The 13,150-nt window shown below is 63.4% G+C and carries 13 protein-coding genes; 3 read left to right on the top strand and 10 right to left on the bottom strand.

From position 1 onward, the window contains the following. Positions 1–29 precede the first annotated feature (29 nt). Complete coding sequence (locus ACO07D_RS11565) at positions 30–1,214, top strand: MFS transporter (protein WP_421703096.1); 1,185 nt, start codon at positions 30–32, stop codon at positions 1,212–1,214. 89 nt (positions 1,215–1,303) lie between these two features. On the opposite strand, the gene ACO07D_RS11560 is transcribed toward ACO07D_RS11565, so the two are convergent. Next, positions 1,304–2,599, bottom strand: coding sequence for a DEAD/DEAH box helicase (locus ACO07D_RS11560; protein ID WP_421705021.1), 1,296 nt, complete (start codon positions 2,597–2,599; stop codon positions 1,304–1,306). Positions 2,600–2,958: 359 nt separating this feature from the next. On the opposite strand from ACO07D_RS11560, the gene ACO07D_RS11555 reads away from it, so the two are divergent. Next, positions 2,959–3,981, top strand: a complete 1,023-nt coding sequence (locus ACO07D_RS11555; RefSeq protein ID WP_421703095.1) for an aspartate-semialdehyde dehydrogenase — start codon at positions 2,959–2,961, stop codon at positions 3,979–3,981. A gap of 60 nt (positions 3,982–4,041) precedes the next feature. Here ACO07D_RS11555 and ACO07D_RS11550 read toward each other — a convergent pair whose 3' ends face one another. The 8 genes from ACO07D_RS11550 to ACO07D_RS11515 form a co-directional block, all read right to left on the bottom strand. Next, complete coding sequence (locus tag ACO07D_RS11550) at positions 4,042–4,701, bottom strand: hypothetical protein (protein WP_421703094.1); 660 nt, start codon at positions 4,699–4,701, stop codon at positions 4,042–4,044. Between the two features lie 88 nt (positions 4,702–4,789). Next, positions 4,790–5,845, bottom strand: coding sequence for a 2Fe-2S iron-sulfur cluster-binding protein (locus ACO07D_RS11545; protein WP_421703093.1), 1,056 nt, complete (start codon positions 5,843–5,845; stop codon positions 4,790–4,792). Then, entirely contained in the window at positions 5,845–6,081 is a 237-nt protein-coding gene (locus ACO07D_RS11540) for a hypothetical protein (protein ID WP_421703092.1), read from the bottom strand. Before ACO07D_RS11540 ends, ACO07D_RS11545 begins: the two co-directional genes overlap by 1 nt. 5 nt (positions 6,082–6,086) lie before the next feature. Further along, on the bottom strand, positions 6,087–6,572 hold the full coding sequence (locus ACO07D_RS11535; RefSeq protein ID WP_421703091.1) for a hypothetical protein: 486 nt from the start codon (positions 6,570–6,572) through the stop codon (positions 6,087–6,089). Further along, positions 6,569–7,456: an ABC transporter six-transmembrane domain-containing protein gene (locus tag ACO07D_RS11530; RefSeq protein ID WP_421703090.1), complete on the bottom strand. Its 888-nt coding sequence runs from the start codon at positions 7,454–7,456 to the stop codon at positions 6,569–6,571. Before ACO07D_RS11530 ends, ACO07D_RS11535 begins: the two co-directional genes overlap by 4 nt. Next, complete coding sequence (locus ACO07D_RS11525; protein ID WP_421703089.1) at positions 7,453–8,619, bottom strand: aromatic ring-hydroxylating oxygenase subunit alpha; 1,167 nt, start codon at positions 8,617–8,619, stop codon at positions 7,453–7,455. The genes ACO07D_RS11530 and ACO07D_RS11525 overlap by 4 nt, the downstream gene beginning before the upstream one ends. A gap of 10 nt (positions 8,620–8,629) precedes the next feature. After that, complete coding sequence (locus tag ACO07D_RS11520; RefSeq protein WP_421703088.1) at positions 8,630–8,893, bottom strand: hypothetical protein; 264 nt, start codon at positions 8,891–8,893, stop codon at positions 8,630–8,632. Next, the gene (locus tag ACO07D_RS11515; protein WP_421703087.1) at positions 8,890–9,480 is read right to left on the bottom strand and encodes a TetR/AcrR family transcriptional regulator; all 591 of its coding nucleotides are present in this window, start codon (positions 9,478–9,480) and stop codon (positions 8,890–8,892) included. Before ACO07D_RS11515 ends, ACO07D_RS11520 begins: the two co-directional genes overlap by 4 nt. A gap of 427 nt (positions 9,481–9,907) precedes the next feature. Between ACO07D_RS11515 and ACO07D_RS11510 the strand changes: the two genes are divergently transcribed. Further along, on the top strand, positions 9,908–12,334 hold the full coding sequence (locus ACO07D_RS11510) for a response regulator (protein WP_421703086.1): 2,427 nt from the start codon (positions 9,908–9,910) through the stop codon (positions 12,332–12,334). Positions 12,335–12,350: 16 nt separating this feature from the next. On the opposite strand, the gene ACO07D_RS11505 is transcribed toward ACO07D_RS11510, so the two are convergent. Further along, the gene (locus ACO07D_RS11505; RefSeq protein ID WP_421703085.1) at positions 12,351–13,127 is read right to left on the bottom strand and encodes a FadR/GntR family transcriptional regulator; all 777 of its coding nucleotides are present in this window, start codon (positions 13,125–13,127) and stop codon (positions 12,351–12,353) included. Between the last annotated feature and the right edge of the window lie 23 nt (positions 13,128–13,150).

The raw sequence follows: 13,150 nt of genomic DNA, 5'->3' as shown, positions 1-13,150 counted from the left end.
CTTCGCCGGTTATACTTGGGGAGATTGGTATGCGAACCGGGCTCATCTTTCTGGTCCTGGCCTACGTGCTGAGCCAGTTCTACCGCGCCTTTCTGGCGGTCATGGCGCCTGTCCTGGACACGGATATTGGCGCCACTGCCGAGCACCTGTCCCGGGCCTCCGGCCTGTGGTTCATCGTCTTTGCGGTCATGCAGTTACCCGTAGGCTGGGCGCTGGACCATCTTGGGCCGCGCCGTTTGGCCGCGGGACTGTTGGCTTTGGGAGGTGCCGGTGGGGCGGCAATGTTTGCCCTGGCGCAGGGGCCTGGCCATGTGCAGATCGCGATGATGCTGATCGGCGTGGGCTGTTCGCCGGTGCTGATGGCCTCTTATTACATCTTTGCGCGCATGTATGCGCCTGCCGTCTTCGCGTCGCTGGCCGGTGCGGTGATCGGCATCGGCGCGCTTGGCAATATCGCGGCGGCCCTGCCGATGGCCTGGGCAGTCGAGATCCTGGGTTGGCGCGAGACCATGTGGGGACTCGCCGCCGTTACCCTGATCGTGGCCGTTGCGATCCTGATCTTCGTGATCGACCCACCCAATGCGCGGCGTGAAGGCGCGCCGAAAGGCTCGCTGCTGGATCTCCTGCGCCTGCCCGCACTGTGGTTCATCCTGGTGATGATGTTCGTGAACTACACCGCCCCCGCAGGCCTGCGCGGGCTCTGGGCCGGGCCGTTTCTGGAGGAAGTGCACGGCTTGGGGTCCGAAGGGATCGGCTGGGTGACCCTGGCGATGGGTCTGGCGATGGTGGTGGGCAACCTGGCCTACGGGCCGCTCGACCGGGTGTTCGGCACGCGCAAATGGGTCGTGGTGGTTGGCAATGGCCTGGCGCTTGCCTGTCTTGCGCTGCTGTGGGCGGCGCCCACGGCCAATGTCTGGGTCATAACCGCCTTGTTGGCCGGGATCGGCCTGTTCGGGTCAAGCTTCCCGATGATCATGGCCCATGGGCGCAGCTTCTTCCCGCCGCAACTGGTGGGACGGGGCGTGACCCTGGTCAACATGTTCGGGATTGGCGGCGTGGGATTGTTCCAGTTCGCCTCGGGCAGTGTCTTTGCCAGCGCGAGCAAAGGGGCCGCCAGCCCGACCCAGCCCTATCAGGCGGTGTTCCTGTTCTTCGCGGTGCCACTGGCACTGGGAATTGGCGTCTACCTGTTCAGCCGGGATCGCACCGACTGACGAAGCGGATCGCCGAAACAAAACTATTAAATGGTTTTCGATAGCGCGGCGGTGGCTGGGGGCTGCCCCCCAGACCCCCATGGCCCCCGTCAGGCGGCCTTGCCGCGCCGACGACGACGGCGCCGACCAGGTTTGGCCTCGCCTCCGGATCGCGCGGGTTGTGCAGGCTTCGGTGCCGGTTTCGCCTGCGGACGACCACCGCGGCGACCACCACCGCCACCGCGGTTTTGTCCCTGCACGCGTTTCTCGGCCTCGGGTTCTTCGCCACCCAGCACCGGGATCGAGATCTTCATCAGCTTTTCAATGTCGCGCAGCGGGCCCATGTCGACGCCAGCCACGAAGGAGATCGCATCCCCATCCGCCCCGGCCCGCGCGGTACGGCCAATGCGGTGCACGTAGTTTTCAGCCACTTCCGGCAGGTCGAAATTGAACACGTGGCTCACCCCCGGGATGTCGATCCCACGCGCGGCCACATCGGTGGCGACCAGCACCCGCGCGTCGCCATCGCGGAAGGCCTTCAGGGCGCGCTCGCGCTGACCCTGGCTCTTGTTGCCATGGATCGAGACGGCGGCGAACCCGGCCTTTACCAGTTCCTTCATCAGCCGTTCGGCGCCGTGTTTGGTGCGGGCAAAGACCAGCGACAGGCCCGAGGGCTCATCGGCCAGATACTCTTTCAGCAGCGCGACCTTTTCGGGTCGGTCAGGGGCAAAGTGTACGCCCTGGGTGATCTTGTCGGCAGCCTTGCCCGGGGGCGTCACCTGCACCTTGACCGGGTCCTTCAGATAGGCGCGCGACAGTTCCTCCATCTGCTTGGGCATAGTGGCCGAAAACAGCATGGTCTGGCGCGGCGTGCCGATCTGCGGGGCGATCTTGCGCAAGGCGTGGATGAAGCCCATGTCGAGCATCTGGTCGGCCTCGTCCAGCACCAGGAAGCGGGCCAAGTCCAGGCGAATGGCCTTCTGGTCCATCAAGTCGATCAGGCGACCCGGGGTGGCGACCAGGATGTCCACACCACGTTCCAAACCGCGGATCTGGCGGTTGATCGAGGCACCGCCGACCACGGTCATCACCTTCATGCGCGTGCCCTGGACGTAGAGGTCCAGGTTCTCGGCAATCTGGTTGACCAGCTCGCGGGTAGGTGCCAGCACCAGTGCCTTGATGGATTTCGCCACCGGCTTGCCCGGATGCGCCAGCAACTGATGGATCAGCGGCAGGCCGAAAGCGGCGGTCTTGCCTGTGCCGGTCTGGGCCAGGCCCATCACGTCACGGCCTTCCAGAACCGGCGGGATCGCACGGACCTGGATCGGGGTCGGGGTTTCATAGCCGGCATCGGCCACGGATTTCAAAAGCTTCGGGTCCAGCCCGAGGTCATCAAACGTCGTCATATTCATCTTTCTGGCACGCAGCATCGGCGCACCGTTCGTCACGGTCACGGGCCATTGCCCGTCGGATGGGTGCGGCCTGGCGCTCGCAAAGGGGCCTCGTGCCCGCCTTGCCGATCCGGCCGTCAGTACCCCCGCGTGATCTGGGAACCTTGTTTGGCGCATCCGGCGCCAATCCTTCCGGCCGTGGCGCGCAGTCGCGCCGGGCTGTTCACGCCCCAGCGGGCCGGAATGTGCCTCCATTACAGCACAGAATGGTCAAGTCAACGTAAATCCATGCCCCGCCCCCTTCCCCAAGGGCGCGGTTTCGGCTAAACCCCGCCCGTCTTTGCAAAGACAGACTCGTAAAAGGAGACCCCGTAATGGGCTACAAAGTCGCCGTCGTTGGCGCCACGGGTAACGTGGGCCGCGAAATGCTGAACATTCTGGCTGAACGCCAGTTTCCTGTGGACGAACTCGCCGCGCTCGCTTCGCGCCGTTCGCTCGGCACCGAAGTCAGCTTTGGCGACACTACCGTGACCACCAAGGACCTGGACACCTTCGACTTCGCGGGCTGGGACATTGCGCTCTTCGCCGTGGGGTCCGAGGCCACCAAGGTCTATGCGCCCAAGGCTGCCGAGGCGGGCTGCGTGGTGATCGACAACTCGTCGCTTTACCGCTACGACCCGGACATTCCGCTGATCGTGCCGGAAGTGAACCCGCAGGCGGTGCACGGCTACAAGAACAAGATGATCATCGCGAACCCCAACTGCTCGACCGCGCAGATGGTTGTGGCGCTGAAGCCCCTGCATGACCGCGCCAAGATCAAGCGCGTTGTCGTGTCGACCTACCAGTCGGTTTCGGGCTCGGGCAAGGACGCGATTGACGAGCTGTGGAACCAGACCAAGGGCATGTATGTCCCGGGTCAGGAGGTCGAACCGTCGGTCTACCCGAAACAGATCGCCTTCAACGTAATCCCGCATATCGATGTCTTCATGGACAGCGGTGACACCAAGGAAGAGTGGAAGATGATCGCCGAGACGAAGAAGATCGTCGACCCGTCGATCAAAGTCACCGCCACCTGCGTGCGCGTGCCGGTCTTCGTGGGTCATTCGGAATCGATCAACATCGAGACCGAGGAGTTCCTGGACGAGGACGAAGCGCGCGACATCCTGCGCCAGGCGCCGGGCATCCTGGTTGTCGACAAGCGCGAGGCGGGCGGCTACGTCACCCCGATCGAATGCGTCGGCGACTTTGCCACCTTCATCAGCCGCATCCGCCAGGACGTCACGGTCGAAAACGGCCTGAACCTGTGGTGCGTGTCGGACAACCTGCGCAAGGGCGCCGCCCTGAACGCGGTGCAGATCGCCGAGCTGCTGGGCCGCGAGGTCCTGAAGAAGGGCTGATCCGTCAGGACTGAGAGTTTGGAAACCCCGTCCATTTGGGCGGGGTTTTCTTTTGTGCGGCTATGGAGAGACGGAGAGAGAGAACCGTCGCCGGTGCGTGCCTGCGTGATGCTCGACCACCGGCTGGCCCGATCTGTGGTCCGTCACGGTGGTCTCGACCGGTCTGCCTTCCGGACCACCCACCACTTCGATCCCGATCACATCCGCCGCGCTGGTGTCTGACAGGTAGAGTTGGAAAACAACCTCCAGGTCTTCGATACTCTCCTGCCCGGGGAAGGCCGTGCAGATGTTGAGCAGTTGCAGGCTCGGGGTCAGCCCCGGATAGAGGCCAACCGCCCCGCGCGTCACCACCAGCGACAGGGTGCCCAACTCAGGTGTGACCTCCTGCCCGTTTACGGTGAAGCGGTAGTCCCTCAGCAGGAACGCAACGAACCCCGAATAGTCGTCCTCATAGGCGGCCTGGTCGATGTGGACGTGCGTCTTCCCTTCCCGGGTGTCCGTGACCAGAAACCCCGTCGAAACCACCCCGCCGCCGACCAGCGCCATAGGGAAGCGCAGGATCACCTCAGCCTCTCCCCAGTCGGGATCATTGATCAGATGAATTTCGCGCGACAGAGCATCCGCATCACTCCAGGCCGAGGTTGGTCCGGTGAGACCCAGGAAAACGGTCAGAACCGTCGCGAGGGCCCGAATTGGTGTGATCAGTCTCATACTGCGCATCGGTTGTCTTCCTAAGCAGGCAGGCGCGGTGTCGCAAGTCCACGGCGCATAGCGGAGCAACGCCCGCGCGGATTAGCCCCGCCCCGCGTCAGCTGTCGAAACTCAAGGTCAAACGGTCCGACCGGGCAACCGACTGGCAGGTCAACACCTGCCCTGCGGCAATGTCGGCATCCTCCAGCGCCATGCGCGCACGCATGTGCACCTCGCCAGTCCCCAGCTTGGCGCGACAGGCGCCGCAGACACCGGACTGGCAGGAAAACGGTGGTGAGATGTCGGCGGCACGCAACGCGTCCAGAAGAGTCTGTCCGGCGGCAACCGGCACCGTGTGGGTGGCGCCATCCAGCATGACCTGGGCCGCGGAGGCGATCCCCTCGACCCCGTCCGCCGCGACCTCACCACCCCCGAAACTTTCCATGTGAATACGCTCCGCGGGCACATCCAGCCCCATCAGCGCTGCCTTTACATCCGCATTCATGCTGCCCGGCCCGCAGATCCAGTACTGCACATCCTGCGCCTCGGGCGGGGTCTCGGTAATGGCCGCCGCAATGGCCTCAGCGTCCACCCGACCCTTGCGCCAGGGGGTGAACCAGCTCCACATCGAGGGGGAGGAGAGCACGTGGCGCAGGGTGAAACGTTCCGGGTGGGCGGTTTGCAACGCCTCCAGCGCCTCCTGAAACAGAATGCTGTCGGCATCGGCATTGCCGTAGATCAGATGGGCGACCGACCAGGGCTCGCGCTCCAGCACCGCGCGGATCATCGCGTAGAGCGGGGTGATCCCGCTGCCCGCGCCAAAGAAGTAGTGGGTGCGCCGGGCGGTCGCGCCCGGGTCGAGGCGGAAGCGGCCGAAAGGCGGCATGACCTCGACCAGATCGCCCGGTTTCAGGGCGTCTCCGACATGGTTCGACACCACGCCCTTGTGCACCCGCTTCACGGTGATGCGCAGCGCCGCGCCGGGCGGGTTGGAGATCGTGTAGCTGCGCCGGAGTTCCTCACCATCCAGGTGAAAGCGCAGGGTCAGATGTTGGCCCGCGCGCCAGGCGAAAGTCTCGGCAAGGCCCGGTGGCACATCGAAACTCACCGAGGTCGCCGCCCCTTCAATCTCAGACGTGACCGCAGCTACGCGCAGGGTTTGAAAGTCACGCATCACACGCCCCCTTCCATCGGCAAATATCCAAATCCAATCCAAATCAACACCAGCACGACCAGGACTCCGCCCCAGGCCCAGGCAGGCGGTTCGAAACCGGTGATCCAGATCGCCAGGTAGTCGGCCGCGAACCAGGCCAGCAGCCAGAGCGCCCAGACCGACAGACCGACGCCAGAGACGGACAGCCAGGCAAAACTGGCCAGGAATGCAGCATTAACCAGCAGAAACAGCAGCATCGGCGTCACCTGTAGTCGTAGGTTGCGTCGACCCGGCGGATCACCAACTGGCCCGCGATGCGGGTGATGTCGAATTCCTCGGTCTCGGTCATCGCACCGGCATAGCCGCCAGCGACATAGCGCACCGTGCGACGGGTCACGACGCGATAGCCCGCCTCGGTCTCTTTGATCTCATGGTGCCGATCACCGTGCGATACCTCGCGATAGTCGACCATCGTCTTGGCGACCTCGGGTGCTTCCTGCCAATCCGGCAAGCTCTCCCACTCCGCAGCCTTGTAGTTGAACCGGTCATCCGGTGTGCCGTAGCCGTATTTCACCGTGACGTGGACCTCGGCCTCCGGGTGCCAGTCGGCCCAGCTGGCCACCAGCCCGTTGGCGCCGGTGGTCACATGGTAACGGTTCACCAAGTCCTCGGGCTTGACTTCGGGGGCCGCCCAGACCAGCCCGGCGGACAGCACGCTGCCGACCAGGACCGCGAGAAGAGGTTTCATGCCATATCCTCCGTGGCGTTGATCCGCGCCGTGATTTCACTGAGGCGGGACAGCGATTGCAGGGTCATCGGCAGGACCAGGGCGGCCTCGACGAAATCCCAGGAATAGGTGACGATGGAAAAGACCCGCCCGGCGGTGACCTCGGTCACCTGGGTGGCGACCCAGAGGTTGGTCATGACGAGGCCCAGAAGCACCGCGAAGATCAGGCCATAGACCAGCGCCTCGGTGTCGGACACGCGGATTTCGGACTTGCGCAGACCCAGAAGGTGCGCGCCAAGGCGCGGCATGGAGCGGGTTTCCAGCACGCTGACCTGTTGCTCCATACGCTCGTTCAAAGCGCTGTTGAGGCGAAAGAACCGGCCATGCGCCAGGGCGTAGATCACCAGCATGGCGACAAAGGCACCGATGGTTGCCAGCCCCAGGGTGGTGTGGAACCCGGCCAGGATCACCACGGCAGCCAGGGCACGGATCACCGAAGTCATCGCCTCCGGCGCCTCGCCCTCCAGGAAATCAACCAGTTCGCGCCCCATGTCGAGCCGTGCGTTCAGGCGCGAGACCGGAAGCGCGGCGGCGCGCCGGGCCAGGGCCTTGCCCAGCTCGACCCGCATCAACCCATAGGCGCGGGTGTCATAGACGCGACGCCCGGTCGCCAGCACGATCAGCGCCGCCAGCACCCCGCCCAGCTGCCAGAACGCGGCGGGATCGGAGGCCAGAAGCCCATCAATGGCCTGGCCGATCAACAGCGGGATCAGGGCGAAGAGCGCCACCTCGACCAGGGTCAGCGCCCAAGTCACCCCGACCTGGGGCCAGAAGGCGGCAAAGAGGCTGCCGAGGGTCAGGGACCGGCCCTCCATCAGCGCGGCCCGGCGAGTGGCGAGGCTCATGTCTCCACCCCGTCGGCCGCGGCCATGAAATCCAGGATCGCCTGCTGGTGGCCCAGGATCGGGCTTTCGCCCTCCGCCGCCGGGCCGATCTCCAGATAGGGGCTGGCCAGCGCCTTCTGCTGCTGCTCGCAGGCATAGATGTCCTCGGCGGTGAAGTCGCCCGAGGCCATCGGGTCATCCTCGCCCGCCACGTCATCGCCCTGGTATTTCGGACCACCGAAGCTTTTCCAGAACGACCAGCTGCGCCATTCCTGTTTCGTGAACTCCCAGGAGGAGACATTGGCGAATTTCGTGCGGTTTTCGACCCGGGTCAGATCGGGCGCGAGCGGGATGATCGAAAACAGGTTCCAGCTGTCCTCGCTTGCGCCCAGGCCGAGGCCCGGAAACAGCATCGGCACCCAAGCGCCCACATGCGGTTTGGGGATCACGCGCGGGGTCGGCAGATTCTTTTCCAGTTCCTTGGCGTAATCCGCACTGGGTGGCTCCCAGAAATGGTAATGCGGCCCCTTCCAGCCGTACTCGCCGCGCGCGTGGTCATACATGTGCAGCGTGTTCGAATGCAGGTGGGACAGGTGGTAGACGTCGATGTAGTTCTCGACCACGATCTTCCAATTGGCCTTTATCTCATAGCTGCCGCGCGCTTCCGGGTACTCGACCAGTTCCTCGGGCCGGTGCGGGCCCAGGAAGGCGTCGACCGGGCCGAACCATTCGGCCAAGCTGGGTGCCTGCGGATCGGGGTGCACGAATAGCATGCCGCGCCAGACATCCACACTGGCCGGTTTCAACCCAAAGCATTTCTTGTCGATCCCGTTCGGATATTCGGTGGCCTCGTCGGGGACCGAGATCAGGTTGCCCTCCAGGTCATAGGTCCAGTCGTGATAGGGGCAGGTCAGCGCCTTCTGCGTCTTGCCCACGGCGCGGATCAGCTGGGTGCCACGGTGGCGGCAGATGTTGTGAAATGCGCGCAGGCGGTGGTCGCGCCCCATGACGATGAAGATATTGTTCAGCCCGGCCCGGACCGAGACGTAGTGGCCGGGTTCGGGCACATCCTCGGCCAGCCCGGCAAAACGCCAGCTGCGGGAAAAAATCAGGCGCTGTTCGCGGTCGAACCAGTCCTGCGAGGTATAGGCCTCAACCGGGAGGCGATGATACATGCGGGTCATTTACGTCTCGTCAGACGAGCCAGGGGGCGTATTGCGGGAACAGGGAGGCGGCGATCAGCATCAGGCCGAAGGCGGCCCACATAACAACCACGATCCAGAACAGGATCGGGTCTTGATCGCGGTCGACCTCGAAGACGAAATGGGCCAGGCCGGTGGCGATGGAGGGCACGAGCCACCACAGGAACAGTAGCCCCCAGACCCAGTAGAGCCCCGTGACGGCGGCGGCCAACAGGACCGGCAAGGCAAGGTAGTTGATCAGGCGGGACCGGCTCATGACGAGGCCTCCAGATGGGCGGCCAGGATCATCGCGGCCTGTTTCAATTCCGCGCGCCATTCGGCAGGCGGGGACAGTGGCGACAGCGCATCCAGGTTCACATGAGAGGCGGCAATGCCTTGCGCCACAGCCCGGACCAGACCGCGTGGCGCGGCAGGCACCGCCCTGCTAAGCGCCTGTTCGATTACGTCGAGGAACCGCGCCAGGCTGCGCAACAGCGGGTCACGCATGTCGGGGTACTCCGGCGCGGCGGTGACCAGTGCCTGGTAGGCCAGCATCAGCCGCGGATCGGTGCCGCCCTCCTCCGCAAACAGAAGCTCGACCAACTCGGGCGCGGATAGGTCTGGGGCCAGAGCGTGTTCAAGCATCTCAATTGCCTCACCATATTGCGCGACGACATGATCGGTCAGCGCGCCGATCATCTGGTCCCGGTTGCCCAAGTAATGGCGCAACAGCGGGCGCTTGACCCCGGCTTCAGCGGCAATGCGTTCCTGCGTGGCACCGTCCAGCCCGAACCGGGCAACACAGGTCAGATAGGCATCAAGTATTTCAGCGGACCGTTGGTCCTTGAGAGAGGGGCGTGGCATGGCATTTCCATTTTTTGTCACAACTGACAAATAACCATGTTAGATTTATTGTCAAGAATGACAATTATCTAATTTCACAAATGCCGTGCCGACCGGAAATCGGCGCCAATCAATGTCCGTCATAAGCTCAAAAAACAGCGAGTCGGTTGCAGGTACGGCTATCCACTCCATCCCCGACCACCGACAGGTTCGAAAATCCTATGCGCGTATGAGCAACTTCACTGGTTCAACAATTTCACTGGTTCAACAATCCGGTTAGCTTCCCTGCGCTCAGCATCGGGCTCGTAAGGAACTCACATCTGGCGCCCACGTTAACCGTCCCTGAACTCCTTTCTGCCATCGTTGTGCCATGGCCAAGCTCAGCGCACGCCCGACCCCGAGTCACAGCGGGGGGCCGCATCGCCCCTTGAACGCCGTCCGGCGGTGGTTGGATTTGCGTACCTATCTGCCAACACTGATCGCATTTGTCGTGGTCGTGGGGGCCATCACCTTCGCGGAAAGGCAAAACCGCCTGCTCGCCCTGCAGGAAAGCCGCGCCGCCGTCAGGACGGAGGCAAGCCTGATCCGCTCCCGGCTCGAAGGGTATCTGAACGCGGATATCGAACTGGTGCGCGGCCTTGTCGCGGTACTGTCGACCAATCCCGACATGGATCAGGCGCGTTTCAGCCAACTTGCCGCCCAGGTGATCGGCGATAAGGAGGGGATCCTGAACCTTGCCGTGGCGCCGGACCTCGTGATCACGATTGTGCATCCCTATGAGCGCAACAAGGCGGCTATTGGGTTGGACTACAACAAGAATCCGGCCCAACGGGAGGCCGCCTTCCGCGCACGCGACACCGGCGAAACCGTCCTCGCAGGCCCTTTGAACCTGGTGCAGGGCGGCCGAGGTTTCATTCTGCGCTTTCCGATTTTCGTACAGGAAGATGGCAAACGCCGCTTCTGGGGCCTGCTCGCCGCCGTTCTGGATGCCGATACGCTCTACGCCGACACCGGGTTGATCGATCCGAACATGGGGATCGAGATCGCCTTGGTTGGCCAGGATGGCACCGGTGCCGACGGCCCACTGTTTCATGGCGATCCCACAATCCTGAACGACAACCCAGTTCTTACCGACATCCTCTTGCCCGTCGGCAGCTGGCAGATGGCCGCGCGCCCGCTTGGCGGATGGGACACAACCCCGCCCCATGCCTGGCAGCGACGGCTGGCCTATCTCGTCGCGGGGCTGCTGATCCTCTACCCGACATTTCTGGCTGGACGCCAATCCGAAAAGCGCCGCGAAGCCATTGCCGAGCTACAGAGTCGAGAGGCCGAGCTTCGACAACTTTCACTCGTCGCACGTCATGCGACGGACAGCATTGTTCTGACTGACCCGCAGTCAATGGTCATCTGGACCAATGACGCCTTCACACGTATGACCGGGTACTCGAGCCGTGAGGCTGTCGGCAAGCCTTTGGGCACCTTGCTTAATGGTCCGGACACCGACTTGGATACGGTGCGCGACATCAACGCGCACAAGGCACGCGGGGAGCCCTTTCATGGCGAGATTCTGAATTATGCAAAAACGGGGCGCGAGATCTGGGTCGAAACCAATTCGGTTCCGATTCTGGATGAGAATGGTCAGGTATCGGTGATTGTCGGGATCGAACGGGACATCACCCGCGCAAAGGCCCACGCTCGCGAGTTGGCGGAAGCGAAACAGGCCGCCGAACAGGCCGACCGTGCCAAGTCCGAGTTCCTCGCCAACATGAGCCACGAGATCCGGACACCGATGAACGGGATCGTCGGCATGGCCGACCTGCTGGCGGAAACCGACCTGCCAGACGAGCAGAAACAATATGTTGAGGTTATCCGCAACTCCTCCCAGGCACTGCTGACGATCATCAACGACATTCTGGACCTGTCCCGCCTGCAAAGCGGCATTCCCACGATATCGGAGGTTGATTTCGACCTTCGTGGCTGCGTCGACAGCGCGGTGGATATTCTGCGCCCGAAGGCACAACAGAAGGGGCTGGCCCTGGACGTCCACTATGACCCGGCTCTGCCCGACAAGGTGCGTAGTGACGATGGGCGTTTGCGCCAAATCCTGGTCAACCTGCTGGGAAACGCGGTGAAATTCACTTCAGACGGCGGGGTGACCCTGCGGGTGGCGACGGTAGATGGCAACCCGCGGCGCCTGGAAATTGAGGTCGAGGACACGGGGATCGGCATCTCGGAGGAACAGGCCAGGCACGTTTTCGACAGGTTTTCGCAGGCCGATGCCGCGACCACCCGCGAGTTCGGCGGCACCGGCCTGGGCCTGACCATATCCAGCCTCCTGGCAGAACTGATGGGGGGCGGAATCAGCCTGCGCTCCACCCCCGGCAAGGGCAGCTGCTTCCGACTTGAGGTCCACACTTCGCCCTTGGCTGGCGACAGCCCCGCGGCCAACGTCCCCGGCGTCAGCCCCACCACGCTCCGTGGCGCCTGTATTCTGGTTGCGGAAGACAACCGCACCAACCGGTTCCTTGTACGTAAGTACCTTTCCGATCAGGATGCTGAACTGGTCGAGGCAGAGAACGGTTGCGAGGCGGTCGAGCTCTGCCGCTCCATGCACTTCGACCTTGTGTTGATGGACATGTCCATGCCCGAGCTGGACGGGATAGAAGCCACCCGGCAGATCCGCGCCCTGGACATCGCCCAACCCCCGATCGTGGCCTTGACGGCAAATGCCTTCTCCAGCGACCGGCAGAGCTGCCTTGAGGCCGGTATGGATGATTTTCTGTCGAAACCAATCAATCGCAGACAGTTGCTGGAGACGATCAGCAACAACCTCGCGATCCGCCGGGGGGAACCCACACATCAGCGCAGCGCCTAGCCCGGTAATCGGTGGCTCAGCTCATTGACAGTTGCCGCCTCTTCGCCGCTCGTTCCTCTCGCGCGGTCTGCTCCTGCCAGCACCGAAAACTCTCTTCGACAAAATCCAAATGTTTGCGCGCCGCTGCCTCGGCGCGGTCCGGGTCGCCTGCCAGAATTGCCTCGACGATCTCGCGATGCTGATCCAGCAATTTGCGCCCGGTACCATCCATCGTTCGCAAGAAGGCCCGATTGTAGAACAGGCCCTGCCGCGTGAGATCGTAGATCGAGGCCATCATGTGGATGAAGGTTGTGTTCTGGCTGGCATCGACCACGGCCACGTGCAGGGCCAGATCGGCTTCCTGGCTGGCCTCGGCGTCGCCCTCTTCCCAAGCCTTCTGCAAGGTCTCCAGAATATCCCCCAACCGAGCCAGGTCCGATTTGGTGGCCCGTTCGGCGGCCAAACGGCTGGCAAAGGCCTCCTGCTCGCGGCGGTATTCGAGATAGTCGTAGAAAGCCCGCCCATGACGGGCATAGAGCGCCAGAAGCGCGGGTGACATGGCCCGCCCGGACAGGGCAGCAATAAAGGTGCCATCCCCATGGCGCACATGCACCAACCCACGATCTTCGAGCGCCTGAAGCGCCTCACGCAGCTTCGGGCGCGACACGCCCATGGCCTCGGCCAACTCCCGTTCGGAGGGCAGTTTGCGCCCTTCTTTGAGGATGCCGTCGACGATCATCGCCTCAATCTGATGCACCACTGCGTCGGCAATCGATTCGTGTCCGACCGGATCGAAAGGGCTGGTATCGCTCATTTTGTGCACCTCCTTCGCCGGGA

Origin of the sequence: Aliiroseovarius sp. (genome assembly GCF_965228805.1) — a bacterium.
Lineage (GTDB): Bacteria > Pseudomonadota > Alphaproteobacteria > Rhodobacterales > Rhodobacteraceae > JASBTN01.
The sequence above is the reverse complement of the archived record's forward strand: the minus strand, read 5'-3'. Positions and strand labels throughout refer to the sequence as shown.

Coding starts and splice junctions, on each gene's coding strand:
- ACO07D_RS11540 (WP_421703092.1), bottom strand. CDS start 6,081: ATGCTGCTGTTTCTGCTGGTTAATGCTGCATTCCTGGCCAGTTTTGCC.
- ACO07D_RS11545 (WP_421703093.1), bottom strand. CDS start 5,845: ATGCGTGACTTTCAAACCCTGCGCGTAGCTGCGGTCACGTCTGAGATT.
- ACO07D_RS11530 (WP_421703090.1), bottom strand. CDS start 7,456: ATGAGCCTCGCCACTCGCCGGGCCGCGCTGATGGAGGGCCGGTCCCTG.
- ACO07D_RS11535 (WP_421703091.1), bottom strand. CDS start 6,572: ATGAAACCTCTTCTCGCGGTCCTGGTCGGCAGCGTGCTGTCCGCCGGG.
- ACO07D_RS11565 (WP_421703096.1), top strand. CDS start 30: ATGCGAACCGGGCTCATCTTTCTGGTCCTGGCCTACGTGCTGAGCCAG.
- ACO07D_RS11560 (WP_421705021.1), bottom strand. CDS start 2,599: ATGACGACGTTTGATGACCTCGGGCTGGACCCGAAGCTTTTGAAATCC.
- ACO07D_RS11550 (WP_421703094.1), bottom strand. CDS start 4,701: ATGCGCAGTATGAGACTGATCACACCAATTCGGGCCCTCGCGACGGTT.
- ACO07D_RS11515 (WP_421703087.1), bottom strand. CDS start 9,480: ATGCCACGCCCCTCTCTCAAGGACCAACGGTCCGCTGAAATACTTGAT.
- ACO07D_RS11525 (WP_421703089.1), bottom strand. CDS start 8,619: ATGACCCGCATGTATCATCGCCTCCCGGTTGAGGCCTATACCTCGCAG.
- ACO07D_RS11520 (WP_421703088.1), bottom strand. CDS start 8,893: ATGAGCCGGTCCCGCCTGATCAACTACCTTGCCTTGCCGGTCCTGTTG.
- ACO07D_RS11555 (WP_421703095.1), top strand. CDS start 2,959: ATGGGCTACAAAGTCGCCGTCGTTGGCGCCACGGGTAACGTGGGCCGC.
- ACO07D_RS11505 (WP_421703085.1), bottom strand. CDS start 13,127: ATGAGCGATACCAGCCCTTTCGATCCGGTCGGACACGAATCGATTGCC.